This window comes from Streptomyces sp. NPDC052701, from assembly GCF_040678355.1.
Classification (GTDB): Bacteria; Actinomycetota; Actinomycetes; order Streptomycetales; family Streptomycetaceae; genus Streptomyces.
This window is the reverse complement of sequence record NZ_JBFATO010000025.1, coordinates 28,084-51,880: the sequence shown is the minus strand read 5'-3', so window position 1 is coordinate 51,880 and position 23,797 is coordinate 28,084. Positions and strand designations below refer to the sequence as shown.

The following is a 23,797-nucleotide window of genomic DNA, read 5'->3' as shown; positions in this document are numbered from 1 at the left end:
ATCAGCGCCCCTCGTCGTCGGTGTGCGCGCCGGCACCGTCGAGGACGGACCGTCGGATGTGCTCGGCGGCCGCTTCGACGCCGAGAGAGCCGTTCACCACCTCGTCGAGGAGGTCGTCGATCAGCGGATCGGGCAGGTCGTCCACCGGTTCCCCGGCCGCGGCGGGGTGGTGGTCGGGGAGCCGGCCGTCGACCGGCCGCTCAGCGATCCAGTACCGCTCCCGGGCGAAGGGGTAGGTGGGCAGCGGGACGATGCGCGCCGCCCCCGCCGGGTGCAGGCTGCCCCAGTCCAGCTCGAAGCCGTTCACCCACAGGTCGAGCACCTTCGCGTACGCGCCCTTGGCCAGCCACGTCCCGACGACCGCGCTCATGTCCGCGTCGGCGGTCAGCGCGGTCAGCGCGCGGTCGGAGCGTGCCGCGCGACCGCGGTGCAGCCCGGCAGCGTCGCCGTCGGGGCGGTCCAGGAAGGTGCGCAGCCGGTCCCTCAGCTCGTCGAAGGTGCGCACGACCGTCCCCAGCCGCTCGGTCATGGCCTCCCGGCCGATCTGCAGGGTGTAAGCGACATCGGCCGGCGTCGCCCCGGTCCGCTCGATGTCCGCGAGCGCCTCCAGCAGAGCGCTCGACTGCTCCCGCAGCCGCTCCTCGTCCTGGGCGGACAGCACGACCAGGACCGGAGCGGCGGCCGGGCCGGCCCAGGGGGCCGACTGGTCGCGCACGTACTCCTCGATCACCACGTGGGCGTTGGAGCCGCCCGCGCCGAAGGACGAGACGCCGGCCCGGCGCGGCACCTCGGCGGTCACGCCATCGACGGTGACGACCGGCCGCTTCCACTCCGCACCCTCGCGCTGGACGACGAACGGCGACGCGTCGAAGTCGATGTGCGGGTTGACCTCGTCGGCGTGCAGACTCGGGACGAGTTCACCGTGCTGCATCTGCAGCACCGCCTTGAACACCCCCGCGATACCGGCGGCGGCCTCGGCGTGCCCGATGTTGCTCTTGACGGAGCCGATCGCGCAGTACCCCACGTCCTGGGTGTCCTGGGAGAATGCCCGGGTCAGGCCGTTGATCTCGATCGGGTCGCCCAGCGCGGTGCCGGTGCCGTGCGCCTCGACGTAGCTGATGGTGCGCGCGTCGACGCCTCCCCGGTCGAGCGCGTCCCGCACGACCTGGCCCTGTGCGACCGGGTTCGGCACGGTGTAGCCGTTCGTCGTGCCGCCGTGGTTGATGCTGGTGCCGCGGATGACGGCGTGGATGTGGTCGCCGTCCCGCTCGGCGTCCTCCAGCCGCTTCAGGATGAGCGCTCCGACGCCCTCACCGGGGACGAAGCCGTTGCCGCCGGCGCCGAAGCTGCGGCACTCGTCCCCGTCGGCGAGCATCTGCAGGCCGCACAGGTTGACGTAGCTCGACGGGTGCAGGTACAGGTTCACGCCGCCTGCCACCGCCAGTTCGCAGGCGCCGTGCAGCAGGTGCTCGCACGCCTCGTGGAGCGCTGTCAGAGAGGAGGAGCACATCGTGTCGACGGGCATGCTCGGACCGTTGAGGTTCAGCTTGAACGAGACGCGGTTGGCCGCCGACCCGAACGAGGTGTAGGGCTGGACGGTGTCGCCGCGGCGCCAGCGCTCGGGGCCGTGGAGGTTGTGTCCGGCGCGGGTGATGCCGACGAAGACGCCGACCCGGGAACGGTGTTCGCGCTCCAGGCGGCTCCGCGTGTAGCCGGCGTTCTCGAACGCCCGCCACGCCTCCTGGAGGAACAGCCGCTCCTGCGGGTCGATCTCCAGGGCGTCGTTCGGCGTCATCTCGAAGAACAGCGGGTCGAAGTCGGCGAATCCGTCGAGGAAGGCGCCCCACTTGCTGTAGCTCCTGCCGTTCGCGACGGCTTCCTCCTTGTCGGGCTCGTAGAAGCCGTCGAGGGCCCACCGGTCGGCGGGGATCTCGGTGACGGTGTTCCGGCCCTCGCGCAGCACCTGCCAGAAGGCGTCCAGCGTCTGTGCCTGGGGGAAGCGCGCGCTCATGCCCACGATCGCGACGTCGCCGGTGCGCCGGGAGCGCGGAGCCGGACCCGTCGCCGTGCGGCCGGTGGCGGTCGTCGGGGCGGCCCCGGCCGGGGCCTGCGCGTCCGGGGCGGGGGTCCGCGGGACGGACGCCGCCGCTTCCGGTTCGGCGGCCGGATCGGGGCTCACGCCGAGGGCGCGGGCCACGGCTTCGCCCCGCTCGGTGACGAAGTATTCCGTCAGCGCCTCGATGGTGCGGTACTCGAAGAACAGGGTGCTGCTGGTCTCCCCCAGGTCCTTCTTGAGGCCGTTCAGCAGCTGGAGGATGAGGATGGAGTCGATGCCGTAGGCGGACAGCTGCTCCCGGACGTCGATGGATCCGGCCGGTATGAGCAGGGTCCGCGCGACCAGCTCCGTGAGGTACGCGCGCACGACCTCGCCGAGCGCCGCGCCGTCCACCCGGGACGCTGCACGGACCGGCTGGGAGACCGGTTCGGGACGGGGCTCCAGGACCGGCGGGGAGGCCGGCTCGTCGGCCGCGGAACACCGCTGGGCGTCGGCGAGCCGGCGGATCACCCCGTCGCTGAAGCCGACCACCACCTGCTGGCCGAGCGGGTGCGCGTCCCACGCGGGGAACTCGACGCCCTCGAAGCCCTCCAGCTCCAGCGCCGACCGCCAGGTCTCGGGCCGCAGGCCGGGCCCCCCGGGTTCGCGCAGATCGGTGTCGCGGGGCCACCAGCCGTCCAGCAGCGCGAACGTCAGCATGCCGAAGACGGTGTAGCCGTCGATCTCGTTGACCACCAGACCACCGCCGGACCTCAGCAGCGCCTTGCCGTTGCGCAGGGACGCGCGGATGTCCTCGGTGGCGTGCAGGACGTTGGTCGCGATGACCAGGTCGTACCCGCCCTCGTCGAGTCCCTGCTCGGCAACGGACCGGCCGGCGTCGAAGATCTCGCAGCGCAGGAACGGGCGGTTCGCGCCGAACTCCCGCCGGCCGTGGATGAGGAACGCCTGGGAGAGATCGGTGTAGCAGTACTCGCCGAGGTGCCGCTGGTACGGCTCCAGCCGCCGCAGGACCGTGGCGGTGGTGCCGCCCGTTCCGGCGCCGATCTCCAGGATGCGGATCCGGGCTTCGGGATCCTGCGCGAGCCTGCTCTCGACCAGTGCGACGACACAGTCGCCGACGACGTCGTTGAAGTAGTCGGCGATCATGTTCCGCTTGTAGATGCCCTCGACGAGGTCCAGCGAGGAGCCGGGGAAGATCACGTCGACGGCGGGGACGGCGCCGGTGAGGACGTCCGGCAGCGCGCGCAGCGTCGTGGCGGCCAGGTCGACGGACGCGCGCAGTTCGGGGTCGGCCAGCCACTCGTCGCGGCTGCGTTCCCACTCGGCGGCGGTGGCGTCCGGGTCGACGGCGTCGGGGAGGGCACGGTAGGAGCCGTCGTTCCCGGTCGCCACGAGCCAGCCCTGCCGCGCGAACAGGTCCAGGGTCTTCGACGCCCAGCGGTCGTACTTGCCGAGGATCCCGCCGGCCTGCCGGAAGGATTCCGCGTCGACGGTGCCCGTCCCGATCCAGCCGCGTTCGCGCAGTGCGCACCACAGCAGCCGCAGGAGCAGTTCGTCCAGCGTCCGCAGCGCGGACTTGGCCCGTGCCTCCACGGTGCGCCGCTGCTCCTCGCGCGAGGGCAGCCGCGGGGAGAGCGGCTCGCTGCGGCGCTCGGCGGGTTCCAGCACGCGGATCGCCTCGCGGTCGGTGTAGCCCTCGAACCGCTCGGGCTCGCTGGTGTTGAGGTAGGCCACCTGTCCGAGCGGAGCGGCCAGCAGCCGTTCGACCGCGTCCATCGCCAGCGCGGGGTCGATGTCGCCGAGTCCCTCGCGCCGGTAGATGCGCTCACGCACGTGTCCCGGAACGTCGAGCCCGCTGCCGACGGCGCCCCAGTAGCCCCAGTTGACCACCTTCACGGCGTACGGGCGTGCTCCGGAGAGCCGGCGGGACAGGGCGTCCTCGAAGGCGTTGCCGGCCACGTAACTGCAGTATCCGCGGGTCGGGTTGAGCGACGCGATCGAGGAGAAGAAGAGCATGAAGTCGAGTCCGTCGGCGTCGAAGACCTCCGCCATGCACACGCTGGCGTCGATCTTCGCGCTCAGCCCCTGCCGGAACGCCTGCTCGGTCGTGTTGTTCAGGCTCTGGTCCACCAGGCCGAAGACGGACTGCACCACACCGTGGACGGTGCCGAACCGCTCCTGGATCCGGGCGTACGCGCCCCGGAGCGCGTCCTTGTCGGCGGCGTCGGCCCGGACGTACCACGGAGCCGGCCCGAGGGCGGCCAGGCGGTCGATCTCCGCCTGGATGGCGGTGTCCTCCTCCCGCCGGCCGATCCATACGACCTGCGCCCGGTAGCGCCGGATCATGTCCTCGCTCCAGAGCCGGCCGATGCCCCCGGCCCCGCCCAGGACGACGTACACCCCGCCCTCCTTGTACGGGGAACGGGCCGGTGCGGGCAGTTCCGCCCGGTACAGGCCGCGGCGGAACCACCGGCCGTCGCGCAGCGCCCGCACGGTGGCGGCCCCGGCGGTGCGCGAGGTCCGGGCGGGGAGCGTGTCGGACGGACCCAGGTCGAAGCAGGCCACGCTCCAGTCGGGCAGTTCCTCGGCCATGACCTCGGCCAGGCCGAGCACGGCCGCGTCGGCGGGCAGCACCGGCTCGCCCGGCCGCACGGGCTGGCTCTGGCGCGTCACCACCGTCCACGTCAGCTCCTCGGCGCCGTAGCCCAGCTCGAACAGCGCCTTGACCAGTCGGAAGAACGCGACCGCTCCGGCGGCGGTGTCCCCTTGCGGGGCACCGGCTTCGGCGGCCGCGTCCGCCGGGGAGATCCACACGAGCTCGCGGATCTGGCCCGCGCCCCGCAGCTGCTCGGTGAGCGACGCGGTGCTCGCGGAGCCGTGCGGGAGGAAGTGGGCGTCGGGGCACTCGGCCGCCAGGGCCACCCGGTCCGCGGCGCTGCCGCCCACGACGACGACGCCGTTCCCGACGGGCCGGGCGGGGCCGGGCTCGGGGGCCCGTTCCTCGACCCACACCGGTGCCAGCGCCAGGTGGGCCGCGTCGGCTCGCGGCCCCGGCGTGGGTGTGCGGTCGGCGGACCGTGCGGGCGCCGCGGAAGGTGAGCCGTCCCCCGAGGGCAGCCAGTGGCGCTCCCGCGCGAACGGGTACGCCGGCAGGGGGACGCGACGGTACGCGCCGCCCTCGAAAAGCCGCTCGTAGCGCAGCTGGTACCCCTGCAGGTAGAGGGCGGACACGGCTTCCAGGTGCTCCCGGCGACTCTCCCCGGTGGCGCCTTCGGCGCACGCGCGCAGGCAGCTGTCGCCGTACTGCTGCAGAGCGGGCTGCGGGCTCACCGCGCTCTCCGTGAGATCGGCGGTGCGCACCTGAGCTCCCGGCCCGTCGGCGAGCCACCGCTCCAGCAGCGTCACCAGGTGGGCGGTGTCGCGGGCCACGCACGCCAGCCGGACGGGGCAGTGCCGCCGGCCCCGCACCAGGGTCGAGGCGATGTCGCCCAGGTCGGTGTCCGGGTGGCGGCGCAGGTGGTCCGCCAGCCGCTCCGCCTGCGTCCGCACCTGCTCCGGGGACAGGGCGGACAGCACCACGAGGTGGTGCTGGACGGGCGCGGTGCCGCGGCGCGGCGCGGCGGGGGCTTCCTCGACCACCACATGGGCGTTGGTGCCGCTGAACCCGAAGGAGCTGAGCGCCGCGCGCCGCGGCCGGCCCGGCTCGGTCGTCCAGGGGCGGTGCGCCGTGTTGACGTAGAAGGGGCTGTCCTCGAAGTCGATGTGGGCGTTGCCCTGGTCGAAGTGGAGGCTGCGCGGCAGCTCGCGGTGGCGCAGGGCGAGGAGGATCTTGATGAGGCCCGCCATTCCCGAGGCCGGCGCGGTGTGCCCGATGTTGGTCTTGACCGAGCCGATGGCGCAGTACTGGCGCCGGTCGGTGTAGTGGCGGAACGCGCGGGTCAGCGCCTGGAACTCGATCGGGTCGCCGAGCTGGGTACCGGTGCCGTGCGCCTCGACGAGCTGGATGCCGGCCGGGTCGATGCCGAAGGTGTCGTAGACCTGCCGCTCCAGCCGCTCCTGCGCCTTGGCGCTCGGCGCCGTGATGCCGTTGGAGGTTCCGTCCTGGTTGATGCCCGAACCGCGGATCACGCCGTGGATGTGGTCACCGTCGGTGAGGGCGTCCCGCAGCCGCTTGAGCAGGACGACGCCGACGCCCTCGCCGGGGACGAAGCCGTCCGCGCCCTCCGCGAAGGTGTGGCACTGACCGGTCTGCGAGAGCATCCCGGCCTTGTGGGCGTTCAGGTAGTAGTCGGGTGCGCACTGCACGGACACTCCGCCGACCAGGGCCGTCTCGATCTCGCCCGTCCGCAGGGCCTGGCACGCGAGGTGCAGGGCGACGAGGGATCCGGAGCACGCGGTCTCGACGGCGATGGCGGGGCCTTGCAGATCGAGGAGGTAGGACAGGCGTGCCGGGATGATCGCCTCGGCGTTGCCCCACATGGCCTGGGCGGGGGCGTCGGCGCTGGAGCCCGGCAGGTAGTCGCTGACCTGGGTGCCGATGTAGACGCCGCAGGAGCGGCCGCGCAGGGCGTCGCCCGCGTAGCCGGCGTCCTCCAGCGCCTTCCACGCCTCCTCCAGCACGATCCGCTGCTGGGGGTCCATGTAGGTGGCTTCGAGGCCGGATATCTGAAAGAACAGCGGGTCGAACCGGTCGATGCCGTCCATCAGCGAGGCGTACCGGGGGTGGGGCGCGCCGGGCGCCACGAAGGCGGACATGTCCCAGCGGGAGATCTCGCGGACCAGGCTGCGGCCCTCGGCGAGGTGCTGCCACAGCCGGCCGGTGTCCTCGGCCGTGCCGAACCTGCCGCTCACGCCGATGATGGCGACGGGCTCGCGGACGGAGTCGGGGACGGCCGGCCGCGGCGGGCCGTCCACGGCGGGCCCGGTCACCGGTGCGGGCCCGGTCACCGGTGCGGACGGGGCCGGCGGTTCGACGACGGGCGCCGGGGCGGGCCCGGATACGGGGGCGGCCTCGGGCGCCGGGGCGGGAGCAGCCGAGGTCTCGGGCGCCGGGGCCGTCGTGGGGAGGGGCGGGGCCAGGAGCGGTGACGAGGCGTCGAGGTGGTGCTCCACCACGTAGCCGGCGAGCGCGCGCACCGAGCTGTGGTCGAAGAGGTCCGTGACCGAGAGCGTGATGCCCAGGTCGGCGCTCAGTTGCTGGGTGAGCTCGACGCCGAGGATGGAGTCCACGCCGTAGTCGGCGAAGGAGTCCTCCTCGGAGATCTCCCGGCGGTCCAGCCCCAGCGACGTCTGGAGCCGCTCGACGATCACGGCCCGTACCCGCTGCCGCGCATCGTCCGCTCCCAGCGGTGCGACGGCAGGCGCGCCGGTGCGCTCGCCGGCGTCGGCCACGACGATCTGGTGGCCGGCGTCGTGCAGGGGGGTGGCGGGGTGGGTCACGGTGGCGAAGCCCGATTCCCGCAGCACCCGCTGCCAGGTCTCGGGAGCCAGCCCCGGGCAGCCCGGTATCCGCAGGTCGCTGTCCTCGTAGCGCCACCAGCCGTCGAGCAGCCCGAAGGTCAGGTGCAGGAACGGGGTGCGCGTCGCCAGCTCGTTCAGGATGAGCACGCCCTCCGCGCCCAGCAGCGCTCGCGCGTGCCGCGCCGCCGCCCGGACGTCGCGGGTCGCGTGCAGGACGTTGGTGGCGAGGACGATGTCGTACCCGCCCTCGTCCACCCCCTGCTCGGCGGGGGCGCGCTCCGCGTCGAACAGCTCGAACCGCAGATACGGGTGGTCGGTGCCGAACTCCTGCCGTCCGTTGCGCAGGAAGTACTGCGAGACGTCGGTGTAGCAGTACTCGGCGACGCTGTCGCGGTACGGCGCCAGCCGGCGCAGCACCTTCTCGCTGGTGCCCCCGGTGCCGGAACCGATCTCGAAGATGCGGACGCGGTGGGCGGGGTCGCGGGCGAGCAGGGCCTCGACGCGGGCGGCCACCGACTCCGCCACGAGTTCGTTCAGCGCCGTGGCGCTCTCGCAGTCCCGGTACACACCCCGTACCAGGCTCATCGACGAGCCGGGGAAGACGACGTCGGTGGCGCGCCGTCGGCCCGAGAGGACGTCGGGCAGCGCGCGGATCGCCGGGTCCAGCAAGTTGACGTGGGCGTTGGCGCCTTCGCTCTCCCGGCACACCGCCTCCCAGCGCCGCCACACCTCGTCGCCGTCGAGACGCGCCCTGTCGGTGGGGGTGTGGCGTCCGGCGTCCGCCCGGAGGTAGCCGTGCTCGGCCAGGATCCGCAGGCTCTCCGCGAGCCAGCGGTCATAGCCGCCGCTCGGGTCCAGGGCGGTTCTCAGGTCGTCGACGGAGCCGTCCGCGCCGCTCGGCCCCAGCGCTCGCAGTTGCAGCAGCAGCAGTTCGCACAGCAGGGCGTCGTCGAAGCCCCGGGCGCTGCCGGAGTCCGAGAGCACGCGCTGCAACAGCCGGTCGTCCGGGCCGGCACAGTCGGTGGGACGGGTGTCGTCGGCGCTCCGCCGCGGGACGGTGGTCTTCTCGACGGCGAGCTGGTGGTGGGGCCCGGACAGCAGGAGGTCCAGTGCGGCCATGCCTTCGGCGGGTTCGATGGAGCCGATGCCGCTCTGTTCCATCCGCCGCTGGTACGCGGACGAGGCGACGACGCCGACGCTGCCCCAGTAGCCCCAGTTCATCACCTTCACGGTGGTGGGGCGGCTCTGCCGCCACAGCCGGGCGAACGCGTCCTTGAAGACGCAGCCGGACACGTAGTTGCTCTGTCCCGCCGAGCGCTGGAAGGAGTTGATCGAGGAGAAGAACAGCACGAAGTCCAGCGGCTCGTCCGCGAAGACCTGCGCGATGCGGACGCTGATGTCCACCTTGGCGCGCACGGCGGCCCGGAAGCGCTCCTCCGGCATCCTGGCCACGCTCTGGTCGAGCAGCGCGAGCGCCGAGTGGACGACGCCATCGATCTCGGGGAAGCGGAGCTTGATCCGGGCGACGGCGGCCGCCAGTTCGGCCCGGTCCGTGGCGTCGGCCTGCACGTACCAGGGGGCCGGTCCCAGCCGGGACAGCTCGTCGATCCTGGCCCGGATCGCCTCGTCCTCGGCGCGGCGGCCGATCCAGACCACCTGCGCCCCGTAGGCGCGGACGACGTGCTCGGTCCAGACCGCGCCCAGTCCGCCGGCGCCGCCGATGACCACGTAGACCCGGTCGCGTCGGTACGGCGCCGCCTGCGCGGGGGGCGCGTCGAGCGTCACCGGCGCCAGGGTCTGCCGGAACCAGCGCCCGCCGCGGTGGGCCCAGCTGTCGCCGGACGGCTGCACCGGCAGGCGCAGCGCCTCCCGCACCACCTCGTCGTGCGGAGCCTCCACATCGGCGACGCGCACCCGCCACCGCGGGTTCTCCTTGGCCAGCGACCCCAGCAGGCCGTGCACGCCGGCGTGGGCCGGGTCGACGCGATCGGTGTCGACGACGCCCTGGCTGCGGACGGTGAGGGCGGTCCACTCCAGGTCCCGCTTGTCGTAGCCCAGCGCCAGCAGCGCCTTGGCCAGCCGAAAGCCGGCGTACAGGCCCACCTCCTGACGGGCGATCAGCTCCTCGCTGTGCGGGAGCACCGTCGCGCCGCCGCCCGCGACCCATACGACGCTGTCGTACGGTCCACCGCGTGCGAGCCGCTCCCGCAGGCCGTCGACGGTGTCGTCGGCCCGCAGCAGCAGGACGTCCACGTCCTCCCCGCGTCCGGTCAGGAGCGGGGCCAGTTCCTCCGGGTCCGCGCCGGCCAGCAGCGTCCGCCCCAGCGGCCCGTCGTCGTCGGCCGGCAGACCGGACCGGACGGGCTCCCACCGCGGTTCGAGCAGCACTGGGCTCCCCTCGGCGGACCGCCGCGGCGCCGGCGGGGACGGGGCCTCGGCCGGCAGGGGCCGGGTGCTGAAGGCCCTGAACCGCACGCGGACCTCGCCGTGCGCGTCGCACAGGTCGGCGTCGAACGTATCGCCGTTCTCCGTGGTGCGCCTGAGCCACGCCCACATGACCGGCTCGCAGGGGCCGAGGATCTCCACCGCCTCGACGGCGTACGGAAGACGGAGTTCGCCGCCGTCCCGCAGGCCGACGGAGGACTGCAGTGCCGCGTCCAGCAGCCCCGGCGGCAGCACCTGCGCGCCCGGGCCGTACTCGGACGCCTCGGGCAGCGCCAGTTCGGCGAGGACCTGGGCGTCGCCCACCAGGATCCGCCGCACACCCCGGAAGGAGGGCCCGTACGCGATGCCCTGGCGACGGTAGACGAGGTACACCTCGGTCGCGGTCAGCTCGTAGCGGCCGCACTCGGACCGCAGGGCCGTCAGGTCCAGCCGGGGCCGCGCGCCTGGTCCGTCCTCGGGCTCGACGCGTCCCTGGCTGTGCACGACCGGGCCGTCGGCTCCGGCCGTCGATACGCGGTAGCGGGTCCCGGCGGCGCCGTCCGGTTCCAGCTCGACGTGGAGGTCGAGCGCGGTGTCCCCGACCCGCACCGGCCGCAGCCACACCACGTCGCGGAACGTGAGGGCGTCCGTCGGCGCGTTCCGCCGCGCGGGGAGCGCGGCGTGGGCGGCGCGGACCAGCTCCAGCTGGGCGACGCCCGGCAGGATCATCTCCCCGGACACGACGTGGTCGCGCAGGAAGGACTCCGCTCCGGTGAGCGTCGTGTCGAACCGGTGTCCCTCACCGGCGGCGCGGTCGGGTGCGGGCGTGAACACCCCGGCCGGCGCCGGCCGCTGCGTGGGCTGCCGCCACAGGTGCTTCCTGGCGAAGGGGTAACCCGGCAGCGCGACCGGTGCGGTGCGCCGGCCGCCGAACAGCCGACGCCACGCCAGGTCGTACCCCTGGCAGTAGGCCCGCGCCGCGGCGCGCAGCGCGTCCCGCAGCCCGGGGCCGTCCTGGTGCGGTCCGGCCGCCTCCTCCAGCAGCCGGTCCCCGGCCTGCCGGGCCGTCTCGTCCGGTGCGAAATCCTTGGCCACCACGCCGGTGAGGACGTCGGGGTCCCGCCGGTCCGCGGTCCACGAGCGCAGCAGGCGCACCGCCTCGGCGGTGTCGCGGGCCACCACGGCGCAGCGGTGCCGGAAGTGGGTCCGGCGGTCCAGCAGCGTCGCGCCGACGTCCCGCAGGCCGTGCGGGCGCCCCGGGGTCTCCAGGAAGTCGATCAGGTCGGCGACGCGCTGCCGCAGCGACTCCTCGGACTTGGCCGACAGGGCCACCAGGTGGGCGGACATCTCCGTGACCTCGTTCTCTCCGCCCGCCGGGCGACTCTCGACCACCATGTGGGCGTTGGTGCCGCTCATACCGAAGGAGCTGATGGCGGCCATCCTTCGGCGCTCGGCGGTCTGGGGCCACGCCCGGTTCGTCTTGTTGACGAAGAACGGGCTGTCCTTCCAGTCGATGTACTCGTTCTCCTGAGCGCAGTTCAGGGACGCGGGGATCGTCTCGTGACGCATGGCCTGCAGGACCCCGATGAGGCTGACGAGCCCGGAGGCCGCGAGCGTGTGCCCGACGTTGGGCTTCACCGACGTCAGGGCGCAGTACCGGCGCTTGTCGGTGAAGCCGCGGAAGACGTCGTTGAGCGCGTTGACCTCGACGGGGTCGCCGAGCCGCGTGCCGGTGCCGTGGGCGACCACGTACTCGATGTCGGCCGGGTCGATGCCGTGCCGCCGGTAGGTGTCGCGCAGCAGCGCGGCCTGGGCGTCGCCGTTCGGGGCGGTGATGCCGTTGGACCTGCCGTCGTAGTTGATGCCGCTGGCGCGGATGACGCCGTGGATCCGGTCGCCGTCGGCCACCGCCGCCGAGAGTCGCTTCAGCACCACGACGGCGACGGCCTCGCTGAGCACCATGCCGTTCGCGCGCCGGTCGAAAGCGTAGGTGACGCCGTCCTCGGACAGCATGCCGGCCTGCCGGGTCCGGGTCAGCAGCTGCGAGGTGGTGATCAGGCTGACGCCCGCGGCCAGGGCGACGTCGGACTCGCCGGCGCGGATGCTCGCGCACGCCTGGTGGGCAGCGACCAGCCCCGACGAGCAGGCCGTGTTGATGGCCATCACGGGACCGCTGAGGTCGAGCAGGTACGACAGGCGTGCGGCGAGGATGCCGTCGTGGTTGGCGGTGACGCTGCCCGCCTCGGGGTCCGGGGTGTCGTAGTCCCCCTGCTCGACCCCCACGAACATGCCGATCCTGCGGGTCGACGCGGGCGTCCAGCCCGCGTCCTCGAGGGCGCGCCACGCTTCCTGGAGCAGCAGCCGCTGGCGCGGGTCCAGGCTCCGCGCCTCGTGGGGGGAGATCTCGAAGAACAGCGGGTCGAATTCCTCCGGACCGGACACCTGGCCGACGCGGAACGCGGCGAAGGGGCTGTCGTGCGGTTCGTCCCACAGGTCGAGGCGGTCGCGGGAGACGGGGCTGACGGCATCGCGGCCCTCCGCGAGGACCGACCACAGCTCGGAGGGGTCGTCGGCGCCGGGGAACCGCCCGCTCATGCCGATGACCGCGATCGCGTCGCCGTCCTCGTCCTCCGTGCGCGGTTCCGGCACGCCGGGGGCCGCGGACGTGTCCGGGGCGCCGGCGGCGTCCTGGGCGGGCTCGGCGCCGGGGCGCGGCGGGCCGGCGGGGATCGTCCCGTCCCGCGGCGGCACGGGCTCCGCGGCGGCGGGCCCGCGGACGGTGCCGTCCAGGCCCCGGTCGCCGTAGAACGCGGCCAGGAGCTCCTGGTGCTCGGTGGCCAGGTACTCCCGCAGTTTGCGCAGTGTGGAACGGCTGTAGAAGAGGGCCGGCGTGATCTCGACGCCCCAGTGCTCGCTCAGCTCGGTGGCCAGTCCGGCCAGACTCACCGAGTCGAAGCCGTAGTCGGCGAGGTTGTCGTCCTCGTACAGCCGGTCCGGGGAGAGGCCGACCGCGCCGCTGACCATCCGCCTCAGGTCGTGCGCCAGGCGTCGCGCGACCTCCGGGGGCTGCGGCGTGTCCGGGCCGTCGGTGCTCGCCGGGGCGGCCGGCCGGGTCGCGGCCGCGCCGGTGCCGGGTCGCGCCGGGATGTCGGCGGGGGGCGTCGTCAGCCCCAGGAAGCGCGCCACCCGGTCGGGCCTGCCGACCAGGATCATGTGCTGGGCGGCACGCTGCGACAGCAGCCGCTCGAACAGGGCGAGGCCGTCCGCCGTCTCCAGGAAGTCCTGGCCGCTCGACTTCAGCAGCATCGTGGTGGTGTCGTGGTCGAATCCCATGCCGCCCTCGCGCCACAGCGGCCAGTTGACGACCACCGTCCGTCCGGACAGCCGGCCCGCGCGTACCTGGGCGTCGCGGTGCCGGGCGTAGGCCATCTGGAAACGGTTGCCGACCGCGTAGTCGCAGGTGCCGAAGTCACCGATGACGGCGGCGGTGGAGGAGAAGTAGCAGACGAAGTCCAGCTCTTCGCCCGCCAGCGCCTCGTCCAGGGCCAGCGTTCCGCGGATCTTGGGGCCGAGGACGTCCTGGAAGGACCGCGGGTCCTTGTCCAGGATGCTGCCCTGCCCCTGGACACCGGCGGCGTGGATCACTCCGTGCAGTGCCCCGAAGCGCTCGCGTGCCTGTGTCACGGCCCGCTTCATGGCGTCCGCGTCGCAGCTGTCCGCCTGGACGTACAGGACCCGCTGTCCGGCGCCGAGGCCGCGCAGCGCCTCGCGGCGCGTCTCGTCCGACGGGGAGCGCCCGGTCAGGACGAGGTTGGCCGCGAAGTGCTCCGCGAGGTGCCGGGCCACGATGAGCCCCAGTCCGCCGCAGCCACCGGTGATCAGGTAGGTGCCGCCGTGCCGGAGGGCGCCGGCGCGGTGCTCGTCGAGCGTGGCCTCACGGACCCGGCTGACGAAGCGCTCGCCCGACCGGTACAGCGCGCTGACCGCCCGCTCCTGACGCAGCTCGGCGACCAGCCTCGTCAGCCAGGCGGCGGCGTCGGCCGGCCGCAGGGGATCGTCGGCGTCCTGGAGCACGGCCGCCACGGACAGTTTCGGCAGCACCATGCCCAGCGAGCGCTCCACGCCGAGATGCGCCTCGAGCAGCGCCCGCTCCCGGCCGTCGCGGTACTGCCCGGCCACCAGGTAGCGGGATACGTCGAGCCCGGCGCCGGCGATGGCCTGCACCGTCAGGACGACATCGCCGAAGTCGCCGTCGACGCCACCTGGTTCGAGCGCCTCGACGCTGACGACCGCGTCGACGGGGACAGGCCCGGCCGCGATGTCCCGGAAGGCGTCCAGGTAGTCCTGGGCCGTCCCGCGGCGGATCTGGTAGCGGTCGGGGTGTGTCTTGCGGTAGGTGTCTCCGCGCCCGACGAAGACCGTGCGCAGACCGGGGTCGATCTCCCGCGCGGCTCGCGCGACCGCCTCCTGTCGCTCCGCGCCGGTGCACAGGAAGACGATGCCCCGCGGGGCACGCGCGGTGCCCGTCTCCACAGGCGCGGGCTCCCAGTCCTCCACGAAGGCCAGGGGCCGGAGCTGTTCCCCGGCGGACCGGCCCGGCTGCGCCGCGGCGCCGGTCACCACCGCGGGCTCGGCCTGCGCCACCGTCCGCGGCGGCCGGAGCGCGAGGGCGGGGGGCGCGTCGAGCCAGTGGCGTTCCTGGACGAACGGGTACGTCGGCAGGGGGATGCGACGCGGCTCGGTGCGGCGGGCCAGGGACGCCCAGTCGAGGGCGAGGCCCTTCACCCAGACGTTGGCCAGCTTGTCGTGCCGGCCCTGTCCGAGCCACTGGCGTACCAGTGCGCGCATCTCTTCGTCGGCTTCCAGGAGAGCGACGGCGTCCTTGTTCTCCCGCACTCCCCCACGGAAGACGTGCGCGCTCTCCTGCCCGCCGTCGAGGAAGGTGCGCAGTCCCTCGCGCAGGGCGTCCGGCCCGTCGACGACGAGGGCCAGGCGTTCCTCCATGGCCTCGCGGCCGACCTGGAGGGTGTAGGCGAGATCCGCGGGATCGGCGTCCTGACCGGCCCCGGACAGCCAGGTGAGCAGCGCCCGGGCCTTGTCCCGCAGCCGCTCGTCGTCCTTCGCCGACAGCACCAGCAGTTCCGGACCCGGGGTCCGGGCCGGACGCTCCGCCTCTGGCCGGTACTCCTCGATGATGACGTGCGCGATGGCGCCGTGCGCGCCGAACGACGACACGCCGGCGATCCGGGGCAGGGTCCGCTCCACCCCGTCGACCGTCCGGGTCGGCCGCTCCCACGGCTCCAGCCGGTGCTGTACGTGGAAGGGCGAGTTGGGGAAGTCGATGTACGGGTTCAGCTGCTCGGAATGCAGCGAGGGTACGAGCATCCCGTGCCGCATCTGGAGCAGGACCTTGGTGACGGCGACGACGCCGGCCGCGCCCTCCAGATGACCGATGTTCGACTTCACGGAACCGATCGCGCAGTACTGCTTGCGGTCGGTGTGCTTGCGGAACGCCCGGGTCAGACCGGTGATCTCGATCGGGTCGCCAAGGGAGGTGCCCGTGCCGTGGCCCTCCACGTAGCTGACGTCCTCGGCCGAGAGCCCGGCATCCGCCAGCGCGGCGGCGACCATGTCCGCCTGCGCCAGCGGGTTGGGCACGGTCATGCCGTTCGTCTTGCCGCCGTGCACCGTGGCGACTCCGCGGATCACGCCGTGGATGTGGTCCCCGTCCTCGACCGCCTGGTCGAACGGCTTCAGCAGGAGGCAGCCGACGCCCTCGCCCGGCACGTAACCGGTGCCGCCCGCACCGAACGAGCGGCAGCGCCCGTCCTCGGAGAAGAAGTTCATCTGGCTGAGCGAGACGTACTTGTTCGGGTGCAGCGACAGATTCGCGCCACCGGCGAAGGCGAGCGACGACGAGCCGTTGCGGATGCTCTCGACCGCCATGGCGATCGCGTAGAGCGAGGAGGAACACGCCGTGTCCACGGTCAGGCTCTGCCCGTGGAGATCGAAGAAGTAGGAGACGGCGTTGGAGGCGGCGGCGCGGTCGGACAGGACGACGTCCTCGCCGCTGTACAGCTGGTACTCGTTCCACATCATGCCCAGGTAGACACCGATCTTGCGGGCCTTGTCGGGGCTCAGGGAACGGCGCGTGTACCCCGCGTCCTCCATCGCCTCCCAGGCGGCCTGGAGGAACAGCCGGGTCTGGGGGTCGGTCAGCGCGGCCTGGTTCGCCGACATGGTGAAGAACAGCGCGTCGAAGTTCTCGGCGCCGTCGATGAAGCCACCCCACTTGCTGGAGCTCTTGCCGGGTGTCTTCTCGGCCGCGTAGTACAGGTCCTTGTCCCACCGGTGCGGCGGAATCTCCTCGATGCAGTCCTGGCCGCGCTCCAGGACCTGCCAGAACTCGTCGAGGTTCCGTGACTTCGGGTACCGGCCGCTCATGCCGATGACCGCCACGTCACGGGAGCGTCCCGTGGTCCGGCCGCCGGCCCTCCTGGCCGACGGCGCCTCGTCGGGGCCGGCGACGGTCCGCACCTGCGTGAACCTGCCCTGGGGAGCGGCGGGTGCGGAGGGCGCGGCGGCCGCGGGCGCGGGCGCGCTCGTCGGTACCGCCTCCAAAGCCGGCGCGGCGGACCGCTCCAGCCCCAGCAGCTCGGTCAGACGCGCCGCCTGCTGCTCGGTGAAGTACTCCGCCAGCTCCTGGATCGTGCGGTACTCGAAGAACAGCGTCCCCGGCAGGGAGTCGAAGTCCTTCGTCAGGAGCCGCATCAACTCCATGATCTGGATGGACTCGATGCCGTACTCCCCCAGCTCCGCGGCGGCGTCGATCCGCGCCTTGGGAATGTGGAAGACCTGCGCCAAGCGGTCCTTCAGATACTCGACCGTCCGCGCGAACATCTCCCCCGAGTCCTCCGCGGCCACCGGTTCCCCGCCCCCCACGACGGCCACGGGCTGGTGCACGGCCACGGGGTGCGCGCCCTCCGGTTCCGGATCGGCCGCGGCCACGGCCGGCTCGGCCACGGCCCGCTCGGCGCCCGCGACCCGCAGGACCCTCTCGATCTTCCGGCGCTCGCCCTTCGTCACGACGACCTGGGTCTCGTCGGACGTCAGGATCTCCAGCAGCGCCCCGATCCCCTCCTCGGTCCGCAGTCCTCGCATTCCCGAGTGGTCGCGGTAGAGGGTCCGCGCGGGGCCTTCCTCGGCGAGCTCGCCGAGCATGCCGCCCTCCTCCCAGTACGGCCAGTTGACCGACACGCTCCGGCCGTGCCGCAGGCCCTGCGCCCGCAGCTCCTCCCGGTGCTGGACGTAGCCGTCGAGGAACCGGTTGGCGGCGGCGTAGCTTCCCTGTCCGAAGTCACCGACGTAGGCGGCGACGGACGAGAACACGAGGAAGAAGTCGAGCGGGTCCGCGGCGGTCAGTTCGTCCAGGTGGACGGTCCCGTGCGTCTTCGGCGTCAGCACCGCCTCGAAACCGGCCCAGTCCACGTCCATGACGCCCGTACCGCCGATGACGCCCGCGCCGTGGAAGACGCCGTCCAGAGCGCCGAATCGTTTCCTCCCCGTGTCGAGCGCCGTGCTCACGCCGTCGCGGTCGGCCACGTCGCAGGCGAGGTAGAGGACCTCGGCCCCAGCGGCCTCCAGTGCGGCGAACTCCTCCCGCAGCGCGGCGTCCGCCTCCCGGCGGCCCAGCAGGACGAGCCGCGCCCGGCACTGCCGGGCGAGGTACCCGGCCACGTGCAGCCCCAGGGCTCCGGCGCCGCCGCTGATCAGGTAGACGCCGCCCTCCTTGAGAGGCAGCTCGGCAGAACCGCCGCCCGCCGCCCCGGTCCACGGCCGCAGCACGCGCTCCTGGCGGACGCCGTCGACGTGCCGGATCTCGTGCCCGCCCCACGGGGCGGCGCCGTCCGCCACGCCGAGTTCGCGCAGCACGCTGCCGGCGACGGCGTCCGCGTCCCGGGCGTCGGCGACCTGGAGGCTGCCCACCCGGAACAGGTGGTCGACCGGCGTCATGGCACGGCCGAAGCCCGAGAGCGCCTCGGCTGCCGCCCGCTGCGGCCCGGACCGCTCCGGCAGCACGGACAGGTACCGGACCTCCTGCTCGGCGCCGGTCCGGTGCACCGCCCGGAACAGGTGCAGCAGGCTCTCCAGGCCGACCGTGAGATCGGAGCGGTCCGGCATCAGCGGCCAGAAGTCGACGATCGCCCGCGGCGACAGGTCCCGTTCGTCCAGGGTCCGCAGGAGCCGGTCGAAGTCCTCGGCGCTGCGGCGGTCCACCGTGAACAGGTCCGGGCCCGTCTCCTGGAACCCGGTCCCCTGCCGCACGCGCACGACGCGGCCCGCGTACCTCGCCCCGAGCCGGGTGCGGCGCGTGTCCTCGTCGTCGAGAAGGAGCAGCGTACGCCCGGCGCCGGCATCGGCGGCTTCGGCATGGACATGGGCATCGGCATCGGTCCAGCGCGGCACGTAGTAGTGCAGCTTCTCGCTCTTGTCGGCCGCGAACTCCTTGAACACCAGGCCGGTGAGCCGAACGCACTCGGCACCGCTGTCGTCGCAGATCGCGAGGTCGACGCTCATGGTGCCGTCGCGGGCGATCCGGTGGACGGTGGCGTGGCAGTAGGACTGCCGGGGAATCGGGGCGAAGACCACGAGTTCCTCGAGGCTGAACGGAATGCGCAGCACGCCGTCCGGTTCCCCGATGCCGCGCAGCGCGTTGAGCGCGGCATCGAACAGCGAGGGATGCAGGGTGAAGCGGGGGTAGTCCTCGTCGAGACCGTCGCCCAGCACGATGCGGGCCAGCCCCTCTTCCTCGCCGCAGTACAGCGTCTCCATGGCCTGGAACGTCTCGCCGTAGCCGAACCCCAGGTCCCGCAGGCTCGCGAAGATCTCGGTGTTCTCGCGGCGGGTGGTGCACCGCGCCTTGATCGCGGGGACGTCGATCGCGCCACGCGGGCGCGTCGGCCGGCCGGCGGCGTAGTCGGCCCGGCCCTGGGAGAAGACCGTGTGTTCTCCCTCGGCACCGTCATGGATGACGAACTCCAGGGCGTCCTCGCCGAGCGGGCTCAGTTCGATGTGCACGGTCCGGGACGGGGTGTCCATGACGATCGGACGGCCCCAGATGATGCCGCGCAGGGTGACGCTGTCGGAGCCGGTGGCCAGCCGGGAGGCGGTGTACGCCATCTCCATGTGGGCGACTCCGGGCAACAGGATCTTCCCGTCCACGACGTGGTCGCGCAGGAAGAACTCGCCCGCCGACAGGCGCTTGGCGAAACGCTGCGACCGGAGTGTGGAGACGTTGCTGTCCAGCAGCGGGTGCAGCGCGGCGGGCGCGGGCAGGGCGTGCGCCGGTGCCGCTCGGCCGGCCCTCGCCGGACCGGCCCAGTAGGTTTCGCGGGCGAAGGGGTAGCCGGGCAGCGACACGCACGGGAGCGGCCGGTCGCCGAAGAGGTTCTCCCAGGCCGGCTCGTAGCCCTGGCAGTAGAGGTCGGCCAGGGCCCGGACCGCGTCCCGGTACCGGGCGTCCCGGTCCCCCGCGCGGGCGCGTGCCACCAGCTCGTTCCCGTACTCGGCGAGCGCGGTCTGCGGGCGGAAGTCACGGCCGGCCAGGCCGCGGAACACCTGGGGGTCCTCCTTGCCGTCGAGGACCTGCCGCAGCAGCCGTTCGGCGTCCTCGGGGCTGTCCGCGACCACCGCGCACCGGTGCGCGAAGTGGTGCCGGCCCGCGAGCAGGGTGCTGCTGATCCGCGCGAGCCCCACGTCGTCGGCCCCACCGGCCCGGAGGAAGGCGAGCAGGTCCGCCACCCGCGTCCGCAGCGCCTCCTCGGTCTTGGCCGACAGCGCGAGCAGGTACGAGGGCCGGAAGAGGGCCGGCCGCGCGGCCGATCCGTCGCCGTGGCTCTCCACCACGACGTGGACGTTGGTCCCGCTGATGCCGAAGGAGCTGACGGCGCCGGTCCGTTCACGCCCCGGTCGGTCCGGCCAGGGCCGGGCCTCCTTGTTGACCTCGAACGGGCTGCGCTCCCAGTCGATGTACTCGCTCTCCCGCTCGGAGTGCAGGCTCGCGGGCACGGTCCGGTGCCGCAGGGCCTGCACCAGGGCGATCAGGCTGACCACGCCCGAGGCGGCCAGGGTGTGCCCGATGTTCGTCTTGACCGAGGTCAGCGCGCAGTACCGGGTCTTGTCGGTGTGGCGGCGGAACGCCTCGGTCAGCGCGTTCACCTCGACGGGGTCGCCCAGCCGGGTGCCCGTGCCATGGGCGATCACGTATTCGATGTCGGCCGGCCGGACGCCGAAGCGCTGGTACACGGATTCGAGCAGGGCGGCCTGCGCGGGCTGGCTGGGCGCGGTGATGCCGTTGGTCCGGCCGTCGTGGTTCAGACCGCTCGCGGTGATGACCGCGTGCACCCGGTCACCGTCGGCCAGGGCCTTGGCCAGCGGTTTGAGTACGACGGCGGCGATCGCCTCGCCCATCACCATGCCGTTGGCACGCTGGTCGAAGGCGTAGCAGACCCCGTCGGGCGACAGCATCCCGGCCTGGGTGGCGTGCTCGTGGAACTGGGGGCCGGCCAACAGGCTGACGCCCGCCGCGATCGCGGTGTCGCACTCGCCGCTGCGAAGGCTCAGGCAGGCCTGGTGCACGGCCGCCAGGCCTGCCGAGCAGGCGGTGTTCACGGTCAGCACCGGACCGGAGAAGTCGAGGAAGTAGCTGAGACGCGAGGCCAGGATGCCGTCGTGACCGGAGGTCAGCGTCTGTCCGTCCCCGGCCAGTCCCGGGTAGTCGCTCTGTTCGGCGCCGACGAACATGCCCATGGTGTTGTCGGCGAGCTGCTTCGCCCCGTATCCGGCGTCCTCCAGGGCCCGCCACGCCTCCTGCAGCAGCAGACGCTGCCGGGGGTCCATGTGCTCGGCTTCCTTGGGGGATATCTCGAAGAAGAGCGGGTCGAACTCGGCTTCACCGGGTAACCATCCGCCCCGCACGTCCCGCGCTCCGGCGACCCCGGCCCAGTTGCCCAGCCGGTGCGCGGGGATCGGCGTCACCGCCTCCCGGCCCTCCGCGAGCAACTGCCAGAACTCGTCGACCGTGCGGGCCTGCGGAAAGCGGCCGCTCATACCGATGACGGCGATACGGTGGTCACCGTCGTCGACGGCACCGGATCCGCTCTTCGCCGAGGGGCCGGGCCCGGGGACGGGCTCGTCCGCCGCCAGGACGGACGCCTCCCCCTCGGCGCGGGCCGTCTCGTCGAGGGTGTGCTCGTCGGTGGGGTGCTCACCGGTCGGGTGCTCATCGGCGGTGGGACCATCGGCCGCCGCATAGGTGCGCACCACGGCGTCGGCGTACGGCTCCTCCAGGAGGCGGTCCCTGAGCATCTCCATCGTGAAGTACCCGTAGAACAGCGACGGCGCGACGTCGATGCCGTAGTGCTCGCTCAGCCGGAGGGCGAGCGTCGTGTTGCCGACCGAGTCGCAGCCGAGGTCGGACAGCCGGTCCCGCGGACCGATCTCGTCGGCCGGGAGCTTCAGTACGCCGCCGACGAGGTTGCGGAGGTCCGCCTCGACCCGTTCCCGGACGTCGGTGTCCACCGGCCCCCCTCGAGGTGTTCGCGCGGTCACGTCCGGCACGTGCTCCTCCTGGCTGATCGCGGAATCCGGCTCCTCGCCCGCCGGGGGCGCCGGCGCCTGGGCGGGAGCGGTCTGGTCCGCAGGGGCGTCGGGTGTGATCCAGAAGCGGTGCCGGTCGAACGCGTAGGTCGGCAGCCGTAGCCGCCGTCCCGGGGCCGACGCGAACAGGTCCTCCCACCGGTGGTGGTGTCCTTCGGCGAAGGACTCCGCCAGGTCGAGCAGCCGCTCCCGGTACTCGGCGGCGGGCAGGTCGGCGCCGAGGTCGAACCCGGCCCCGGCGGCGGGCCGCGGTGCTCCGGCCGGCTCGCCGTCCGAGGGCGTGCCCGTGGGCCGGTGGAAGCAGTCGTCGGCGCGCCCGGTGTCGAGCAGCAGGGTCAGCTTCGCCCGGAGGTCGTCACGGTCGCTCACGACCAGCGCGGTCCGGCGGTCGAGGTGTTCCCGGCCCAGGAGCAGCGTGGCACCGAGGTCGAACAGGTCGGCGTGGGCGCCGTCACGGTCGAGCCAGTCCCGCATGTCCTGGATCCGCCGCCGGAGCGCGGTGCCGGTTCTGGCGGACAGGCAGAGGAGGTACGCGGGGTGCTGCCGCGGGTCGGCCGGTGTGACGGCCGGTGCCTCTTCGAGCACGACGTGGGCGTTCGTGCCGCCGATGCCGAACGAGCTGACGCCCGCGCGGCGGGGCAGTGGTTCGCCGGACCGCGACCGCAGCGGCTCCCACTCACGCAGCCGGCCGGCGATGTGGAAGGGCGTGCCGTCCAGGTCGATGCGCGGATTCAGCCGCTGGAAGTCCCGCAGACCGGGCAGCTCCTGGTGCTCCAGCGCGAGCAGCACCTTGATCAGGCCGGCGATCCCGGCGGCGGCTTCGAGGTGGCCGATGTCGGGCTTGACCGACCCAAGCCCGCAGTAGTTGTGCTCAGGCGGCTTCGCCGTCTCGCCGCGCGCTCTGCGGAAGCCCTCCACCAGCCCTTCGAACTCGACCGGGTCGCCGGTCGGCGTGCCCGTGCCGTGCGCCTCGACGTACCCGATGGTGTCGGGAGAGACGTCTGCCCGGGTGAGGGCCTCCGCGACGACCTGCGCCTGCGCCTCCTCGCTCGGATAGGTCAGGGTGCGTGTCCTGCCGCTGTGGTTCACGGCGCTGCCCTTGATGACGCCGTAGACGTGGTCGCCGTCGCGCACGGCGTCCGGGAGGGGCTTGAGCAGGACGGTGCCGCCGCCCTCGCCTCGCACGTAGCCGTCGGCCCGTTCGTCGAAGGGACGGCACGAGCCGGTGGGCGACAGCATGCCGGTCTTGGCGAAGGAGGTGTACCGGGCCGGGGTCAGCACGAGGTTGATCCCGCCGGCGAGCGCGAGGGCGCACTCGCCGTGCCGCAGGGACTGGACCGCTAGGTGGAGGGCGTGCAGGGAGGCGGACGACGCCGTGTCGACGACGACGCTGGGCCCGTGGAAGTCGAAGAAGTGGGAGACCCGGTTGGCGATGACGGCGCCGATCGTTCCCGTGGAGTGGTGTGCCGCGACCTCGTGCAGCTGTCTCTCTTGGAGCTCCTTGTAGTCCAGGTTGAACGAGCCGATGAACACCCCGACGTCGCGCCCGGAGAGCGCGCTGGGCGCGATGGCCGCGTCTTCGAGGCAGGACCAGGCGAGTTCCAGCGTGATCCGCTGCTGCGGGTCGGTGCTTTCCGCCTCCAGCGGGGAGAGGCGGAAGAACGGCGCGTCGAAGGCGTCCACGTCGTCGATCAGGCCGGCCCAGCTGCTCGGAGGGCGCCTCGTGCCGTCGCCGGAGGTCCGCGCCGGCCGGCCTCCCCCCGTGTTCCATCGCGCCTGTGGCACTTCGCCGATCTGCGACCGGTCGTTCCTGATGACGTCCCAGAACCGGCGGTGGTCGTCGGCCCCGGGAAACCGGCATGCGATGCCGATGACGGCTATGGGGACATGCTGCGACATCAGTGGAGACTCCCCTTGTCTTTCGCGATGGTGTGACGCACCTTGGCCGCTCACCGCCGATACTCGGCACGCCGGACCGGCGGATGCCTCTCCTGGTGAACGGCTCCAACGGTGAATGCCGCCTGGATGTGTCACAGCCGGCTGTTGGTCTCCGCGGCCTGGATGCCGCTGTCGGATCTCACGGGCTCCGCGTGGCCGCGGCGACTGCCGCCTCCCCGGAGAGTGCGCGCGCTCCTCGACCGCAGCGCGCGCCCCGATGACGAGAACGAAGGGCGGAAGGTACGCCTACGCCGGGGACCA

General features: G+C 73.0%; 1 protein-coding gene. It reads right to left on the bottom strand.

All coding sequences use genetic code 11. The annotated features are described in order from the left end of the window. Position 1 precedes the first annotated feature (1 nt). Positions 2 to 23,497 (bottom strand): SDR family NAD(P)-dependent oxidoreductase, encoded by a 23,496-nt coding sequence (locus AB0L29_RS24940; protein ID WP_365829973.1) that lies wholly within the window; start codon positions 23,495 to 23,497, stop codon positions 2 to 4. Between the last annotated feature and the right edge of the window lie 300 nt (positions 23,498 to 23,797).

What these genes read in the sequence shown, in the direction of transcription:
- AB0L29_RS24940 (WP_365829973.1), bottom strand. Translation starts at nt 23,497, where the DNA reads ATGTCGCAGCATGTCCCCATAGCCGTCATCGGCATCGCATGCCGGTTT.